The organism is Kurthia huakuii LAM0618 (assembly GCF_000505545.1).
GTDB classification, from domain to species: Bacteria; Bacillota; Bacilli; order Bacillales_A; family Planococcaceae; genus Kurthia; species Kurthia huakuii.
Genome location: NZ_AYTB01000008.1, coordinates 811,347 through 818,569 on the forward strand (window position 1 = coordinate 811,347; position 7,223 = coordinate 818,569).

Below are 7,223 nucleotides of genomic sequence, written 5' to 3' on the forward strand. Positions count from 1 at the left end.
TAATTATCAGAGTGCCTTTATTGTATCAAAAAAGACGACATCACGCCGTAGCATGGTGCCGTCTTGTTATACATCGCCCTATTATGGGAAACGTGGGAATTGACCGAAGTCTGGTGTACGTTTTTCTTTGAACGCGTCGCGACCTTCTTTTGCTTCATCAGAAGTGTAATAAAGAAGTGTTGCGTCACCCGCAAGTTGTTGGATACCAGCAAGGCCATCAGAATCTGCATTAAATGCACCTTTAAGCATACGAAGTGCCATTGGTGATAATGATAAGATTTCTTCACACCATTTTACTGTTTCGTCTTCAAGTTGTTCGTAAGGAACGACTGTATTAACTAAGCCCATATCAAGTGCTTCTTGTGCGTCGTATTGACGGCATAAGAACCAGATTTCACGTGCTTTTTTATGACCTACGATACGTGCTAAGTAACCTGCACCGTAACCACCATCGAATGAACCAACGCGTGGGCCAGTTTGACCGAAACGTGCGTTGTCCGCAGCGATTGTTAAATCACAAACGATGTGTAATACGTGACCGCCACCGATTGCATAACCTGCTACCATTGCGATAACTGGTTTTGGTGTTTTGCGGATTAATGTTTGTAAATCAAGTACGTTTAGACGAGGAATATTATCATCGCCTACGTAACCACCGTTACCACGTACTTTTTGGTCGCCACCAGAACAGAATGCTTTTTCGCCTTCACCTGTTAAAATAATAGCGCCAATTTTAGAATCGTCACGCGCACGAGAAAATGCGTCGATCATTTCCGCTGTTGTTTTTGGGCGGAATGCATTGCGTACTTCAGGACGATTAATTGTAATTTTTGCGATGCCATTGTAAGATTCATATTTGATATCTTCATAGACATGTTCGGTTACCCATTCACGAGTCATTGAAAAGTCCTCCTAGTAAATTAAAATTCTTTCTCTACTATTGTAACAAAAAGTTCAGGATTTTCCACATGAATTGCATGACCACAGCCATTTGCGACATGGTGCGAGCAATTTTCGAAACGTTTTTGCATGTCGATTGCTGTTAAGTAGAATTTTTCGTCAAGCTCCCCTGTAATAAGGCTTACAGGTCGTGGAAATGCCGGTAGTGCTTCCCAATAAGATGGCTGCGAACCCGTGCCCATCCCTCGCAAGCTATTCGCTAAGCCCACTTCTTGTTGCGCAAGGCGTTCGGCGCGCACTTCAGCTTTTACGTCATTCGATAAACGCGTTTGCGACTCAAACAAAGGAATATTTCCCCAATAGTCAACAAACTCGCGCATTCCTTCACTTAAAATGCGCTCTGCTAAATCGTTGTCATGTGCGCGTCGTTTTTCACGCGCTACTTCTTCGTCAAGTCCTGGTGACGCACTTTCAAGAATTAACTTCTCAATGCGCTCTGGGTGTTGCAATGCGTAACTAAGTGCAATGCGCCCCCCCATTGAATAACCGAGCAATGTAAATGTCGTCAGCTGACGCGCAGCAAAAAATTGCTCAAGCATGGCAATTTGCGCATCTATCGTATACGGCGCTAACATCGCCGGACTTGCTGTTGAGCCATGTCCCATTAAATCAATCGCAAAAACACGCACATCTCTGCCTAAACGGTCGATGACATGATGCCATGTTTTTGTACTTCCTGTAAAGCCATGCAATAAAACAATTGTTTTTTCAGCGCGTGGATGAAACACTTCATAATGCATATCAAGCCCCGCAACTGTCGTTATTACGCTTGCCATAAAGTATCGAGCTCCTCATTGATTGCTTGCCATAGTGTGCGGTGTGTTGTGACATTTTCCGCGCGGTCCGTCATCACTTCAATGATGCGAATGGCTTTGTTTTTCGGTGTTTGTAAAACCGTCGTAAAATCTTCCGTCGTTGTCACGTTGGCATATTCGGCATCATACATCGCGGCTAAATGTTCAAAACCAAGCGCTGTTGGTGTGCCAAACAGTTGCTCATAATGTGCGTCGACTGTCGATTGTGGCAAGTACGAGAAGATTCCACCGCCGTCGTTGTTCATGACAACAATCGTCAACTCACTCGGCTGGTAGCGACTCGCAATTAAACCGTTTGAATCGTGTAAAAAAGCTAAATCCCCAATTAATAAATACGTGTCGCGCTGTGAGGCATATTGTAAGCCAAATGCCGTTGACACAACACCGTCAATACCATTGGTGCCGCGGTTGCAAAAAATACGAATATCACGCGTCGTTTTTTCAAAAAATGTATCGACGTCACGAATTGGCATACTGCTGCTAGCGACTAAATCGCTATGCTCAGGTAACTGGCTAAATAATACGGCGGCAAGTGCGCCTTCATCATGCTGCGTCGCGACATAATTCGCACGGTGGCGAGCAGCAATCGCATTTGCGCGTTGCCACTGTGCAGTATACATTTGCTGTGCGGCTGTCGCTCGCACGGCAACGTCCGCAATCCAGTTGCCAATCGCCGCTTCAATATGATGCGTCGCGACATGTAATGAATCGCGGAATTTTGCATCTTCATCAATGATGATATAATGCGCCGGCTTCACTGCTGTTAAAAATAACATCAGCGGCTTTGACACAGGCTGTGCACCAAAACGAATGACCGTTTGTGGCATCATCTGTTTTTTAAACGATTCATTTTTTAAAATGGCATCATACTGCTCAATAACATACGGCATGCAATCCGCTGGAATATTTGTACGCATATGCGATAAGCTTTCGACTAATACAGGCCACTGCGTTTTACGCACAAATGCCCATAGCGCCTCTGTATGCGTATTTTGTGCCATTTCGCCAGCAATAATAAACCCTTGTTCGGTCGCTTGCATCGTTGTCGTTAAAAAATCGACTGCCGCTTTAGCAGGACGTACATCAGCGTGAAAATGCTGCTTAAATGTACGTGCTGGTAGCTTGTCGGCAAAGTCGATTAATAACGGTTCACGGAATGGGACATTGACTTGTACCGGTCCAAATGGCGCTTGTGTCGCTACTGCAACAGCTCGTGCCATATGGCGTTCAACAAACGGTAACGTCGCTTGGGCATCATCTGGAATAGGTAAGTCCACCGCCCATTTCACATGATGTCCATAAAGTCCTGGTTGTGCAATTGCTTGTGGTGCCCCAACCTCTCGTAATTCATGTGGTCGATCCGCCGTTAAAACGATCAATGGTAAGCGTGCATAATAAGCTTCAACAATCGCTGGGAAATAGTTCGCTGCTGCCGTACCTGATGTACAAATAAGCACGACCGGCTCTGCACTTTCCTTCGCAAGTCCGAGTGCTAAAAAGCCTGCTGAACGCTCATCAACTTGACGATACAATTCAAATTCCTTTGTTGATGCAAAGCCGTACGCAAGCGGCGTTGAACGCGAGCCTGGACTCACGACAACTTTTTTAACACCCGCTTCATATAAGGTAGCGACAATATTATAAACATAGTCGCTTAACTGTTTGTTATTCTCCATGTAACGTACCTCCAAAAGCACGCAGCATCGGGCGGAACTTTACTAAAGTTTCGTCATATTCACTCTGTGGTTCCGAATCTGCTACAATGCCACCACCTGCATATAAGTAAGCTTTATTGTCATGGACGAGTGCCGAACGAATCGCCACCGCAAACTCACCGTCACCTTCTGCATTCATCCAACCGATTGGTGCAGCGTAAAGACCGCGGTCTGTCGGCTCATATTCGCGAATGACTTCCATTGCACGCTCACGTGGTGCCCCGCCAAGCGCTGGCGTTGGATGTAAGTTTTTCACCATGCGTAAAATGCTCGCCTCTTCTTTTAATTGACCTTCAATTGGCGTAAATAAATGTTGAATGTCGCGAATTTTTAACAGCTGCGGTCCATTTGGCAATGTATAATTCGCACAGTTTTCATCAAATGATTGACGAATCATATCGACAACGTATTGATGCTCTTGCAAGTTTTTTGTATCCTGTAATAGCTCGCTACCATAGGCGTCATCCTGCTCCTTTGTCGAGCCTCGTTTAATCGAACCCGCGACACATGACGAGTAGGCATCATGGTCTTTTACCATCACAAGGCGCTCTGGTGAAGCCCCGAAGAAGAAGTCATCGCCATGTTCAATAACAAACAAATAACTCTCCGGTTGCTCGGCTGTAATTTGTGCGAGCATCATTTCTGATGTAATCGCCCCGTCAAACGCCAACGCGAGCGACCTCGCAATAACGACCTTATCGGCATCTTCATGTTTGATTAGCGTTGTGACGTTCTCAATCGATTGTAAGTACGCTGCTTTATGGCGCTCAATCGTTTGTGTAATTTGTGGTTTCGTATGTGATGCTACGCCATTTACTTGTGCACTATGCAATAATTCATCACGTTCTGTGCGCAGCGCTTGTTTTTGCGCCTCGGTAATCGGTTGCTCACTCACATAAAACGTATTAATAAATGTTTGCTCATTACGAATGACGAGTTGATGCGTCGCCACTGCAAAATAAGCTTCTGGGAATGCTTGCCATTCTTCCGCTGGTGTTTTTTCGGGATCGAATGTATAGCTTCCAAATAAAATGGGTTGTTGTTCATGCGCTTCAAGGTCCGCATGTTGAATTAAATTTTGCCATGCATTTTCAACTAATGCATAGCGATTTTCGTGGTCATCGCTCGTTACAGTATACGCATGACCTAGGCCGACCAATGTAAATGTTTTTTCACGGTTTTGCCAGAAGAATCGTTTTCCTTGAAACTTCGTAGCGCCCGCCTCATAAAATGCACGTGGCGATAAACTATCCATCTTCATCGTATCAATGTAAAACGATAGTTTAGCCGTTTGTTCGATATGATGGTCGCCATTTGTAATCGACAACTGTTGATTCATACAAATTCCCTCCGTCAATAGATTTTGCTCGTACGAAAACCTATTTGTAAAACTAAATTATCCTTATCTATCATACAACTTTCTATACGTTTCGGCACATATTAGCCCTTATTACACAAAAAAAGACGCCAGCTAGAGCGCCTTGTAAAATGGCTAAAACGCTTGTACATATCGCTCAAAATTTCCGGCAGCAATGCCTTCAATTTCTTCTGCTGTAAATGCTTGTGCTAACGCCGTTAATAGCTGTGGTGTGTCCCCTATATGGTGCAAGTTGTTAACGGTATGCTCAATGCCATCAAAATCAGAACCCAATCCTAAATGCTCGACACCTACTAAGTCCGCTAAATAACGGAAGTGCTTCACTAAATCGTCTAATGTAACGTCCGCTAAGCCATCTTCAACAATAAATGGTGGGTTGTAGACGACATGAATATGACCGCCATGCTCGACAAGTGCTGTTGCTTGTTCATCTGTTAAATTACGCACGTGCTCACACACCGTACGCGCATTTGAATGACTTGCAATAACGTGTTTAGCAAGCGGCAAGACATCCCAAAAACCTTGCATATTCAAATGTGACACGTCGATAATAATATCGTAATCATTTAAACACGCGACAACTTCTTTGCCAAAATCCGTTAACCCTTTTGTTGGGTCCTCTTGCGCGCCAAAAGCGACCGCATTTTCATAATTCCACGTCAGACCAACCAATTTGACACCTGCATTTAATAGCGTCTTTAATTTATGTAAGTCTGCCCCAATAGCATCGCAGCCTTCTAAGCTTAAAATAGCGCCAATTTGGCCATCTTCTAGCGTTGATAGCTGTTGCCACTCTGTAATATGAACCATTTCCGGTTGCGCTAACACTTGCGCTTGGAACAATTCAATTTGGCGTAGCGCTTCCATATAACGTTCCTTTACCGGAATGACCTCATCAATAAAAATCGCAAATACTTGCGCTTTAGCTTGTGCTTTTTGTAAATTGACGAACCCGCATTGCAGCGTATCATCTGTTCTGAAATCTGTCGGTTGCTCGCGTGATGATAGTTGATATAACACATCACAATGTAAATCAATTATTCGCATAGTTTGTTACCTTCTCTTTATGTTAGTATTCTCTCTATTATAACAAAAACACATGAAAGAAGAGAGGCACTATTTCAGCCTCTCTTTTTAGTGATTTGTTGAATAGCTTTCTGTTGTGCCACATTCTTGTTACTTACGCTAATTGCTACAATACATTTTGTTGTTCTTAACATAATTCCTTTAACAACAAAATTTAAATTATATTCCTAAAGATGTTTATGGATTGCATCGTGTAAAAATTGTGCCATACCTTCTGTGTGTTGGTCATAATACACTTTAAAGCGTTCATCATAAACATACATATCTGCTACTGATTTATGCATATCAGGTGTATATTTCGTCCAGCTGTGCATCAACCATTTCTTATGCAGTTGCGCTGCTGTTTTCGCATAATCTGAATCAAGTCCTGCTTGTAAGCCTAATTGTAGTTGTTCAAACAACTGTTGTTCTAATTGTTGCATATCCGCATATTGCGCTGCTGTTTTTCCCATTAATTTTGCATTGCTTGCGTCAATGGTCTCCTCTCCATATTTTGCACGAATTTCTTGACCATGTTGCTGTTCATTTTCTTCAATCAATGCTTTTTTAAAACCGTCAAAACGCTCGTTATCATTCATTGACTGTTCCTCCCTTAACTCTTGTAATGTTCGCTGAATATTTTGCTGTAATCGGTGTAATTGCTGCTGTTGCGCTGAAATAAGTTGTTGTTGCTTCTCAAGAAGTTTCTGAAGTTGTTGCTCATCGTCAAGTACACGTGTAATCTGTTCTAATGACAGTCCAAATTCTTTGTAAAATAAAATTTGTTGCAATCGCTTTACTTCTTGTTGATCGTATAAACGATAGCCACATTCACTATAATTTGTCGGGTGTAATAAACCGATTTGATCATAATAACGTAGCGTTCTTGTTGTGATATTTGCCAGCGTTGCTAATTCGTGAATCGTATACATCCACAACACCTCTTTTCCTGTAAATTTAAACTTCTTATATCTATCGTACAGCTTGACGTAACGTCAAAGGCAAGCGTAAATACAAAAAAACCTGAAGAATTTATTCTTCAGGTTTTCATTATGTATGACCCCTACGGGATTCGAACCCGTGTTACCGCCGTGAAAGGGCGGTGTCTTAACCGCTTGACCAAGGGGCCGTCTAACAAAAAATGGTGGAGTAGAGAGGATTTGAACCTCCGCGCCGGTTACCCGACCTACACCCTTAGCAGGGGCGCCTCTTCAGCCTCTTGAGTACTACTCCATATGGCTCCGTTGGTAGGACTCGAACCTACGACCCTCTGATTAACAGTCAGATGCT

The 7,223-nt window shown here is 43.3% G+C and carries 6 protein-coding genes and 2 tRNA genes; all 8 read right to left on the minus strand.

Annotation, left to right across the window (positions count from 1 at the left end; translation table 11 throughout):
* Positions 1-81: 81 nt before the first annotated feature.
* Positions 82-900: a 1,4-dihydroxy-2-naphthoyl-CoA synthase gene (gene menB, locus V514_RS0108365; protein WP_029499530.1), complete on the minus strand. Its 819-nt coding sequence runs from the start codon at positions 898-900 to the stop codon at positions 82-84.
* 20 nt (positions 901-920) lie between these two features.
* Entirely contained in the window at positions 921-1,736 is an 816-nt protein-coding gene (gene menH, locus V514_RS0108370) for a 2-succinyl-6-hydroxy-2,4-cyclohexadiene-1-carboxylate synthase (protein ID WP_029499531.1), read from the minus strand.
* Entirely contained in the window at positions 1,724-3,451 is a 1,728-nt protein-coding gene (gene menD / locus V514_RS0108375; protein WP_029499532.1) for a 2-succinyl-5-enolpyruvyl-6-hydroxy-3-cyclohexene-1-carboxylic-acid synthase, read from the minus strand. The genes menH and menD overlap by 13 nt, the downstream gene beginning before the upstream one ends.
* Positions 3,441-4,829 (minus strand): isochorismate synthase, encoded by a 1,389-nt coding sequence (locus V514_RS0108380; RefSeq protein ID WP_029499533.1) that lies wholly within the window; start codon positions 4,827-4,829, stop codon positions 3,441-3,443. Before V514_RS0108380 ends, menD begins: the two co-directional genes overlap by 11 nt.
* A gap of 153 nt (positions 4,830-4,982) precedes the next feature.
* Complete coding sequence (locus V514_RS0108385) at positions 4,983-5,915, minus strand: dipeptidase (protein ID WP_029499534.1); 933 nt, start codon at positions 5,913-5,915, stop codon at positions 4,983-4,985.
* 206 nt (positions 5,916-6,121) lie between these two features.
* A complete protein-coding gene (locus V514_RS0108390) occupies positions 6,122-6,865 on the minus strand; it encodes a MerR family transcriptional regulator (RefSeq protein ID WP_029499535.1) in 744 nt (247 codons plus the stop codon).
* A gap of 125 nt (positions 6,866-6,990) precedes the next feature.
* Positions 6,991-7,062 (minus strand) — tRNA-Glu (locus V514_RS0108395).
* A gap of 13 nt (positions 7,063-7,075) precedes the next feature.
* Positions 7,076-7,166, minus strand: a tRNA-Ser gene (locus tag V514_RS0108400).
* Positions 7,167-7,223 lie beyond the last annotated feature (57 nt).

What these genes read in the sequence shown, in the direction of transcription:
- menB (WP_029499530.1), bottom strand. Translation starts at nt 900, where the DNA reads ATGACTCGTGAATGGGTAACCGAACATGTCTATGAAGATATCAAATAT.
- menH (WP_029499531.1), bottom strand. Translation starts at nt 1,736, where the DNA reads ATGGCAAGCGTAATAACGACAGTTGCGGGGCTTGATATGCATTATGAA.
- menD (WP_029499532.1), bottom strand. Translation starts at nt 3,451, where the DNA reads ATGGAGAATAACAAACAGTTAAGCGACTATGTTTATAATATTGTCGCT.
- V514_RS0108380 (WP_029499533.1), bottom strand. Translation starts at nt 4,829, where the DNA reads ATGAATCAACAGTTGTCGATTACAAATGGCGACCATCATATCGAACAA.
- V514_RS0108385 (WP_029499534.1), bottom strand. Translation starts at nt 5,915, where the DNA reads ATGCGAATAATTGATTTACATTGTGATGTGTTATATCAACTATCATCA.
- V514_RS0108390 (WP_029499535.1), bottom strand. Translation starts at nt 6,865, where the DNA reads ATGTATACGATTCACGAATTAGCAACGCTGGCAAATATCACAACAAGA.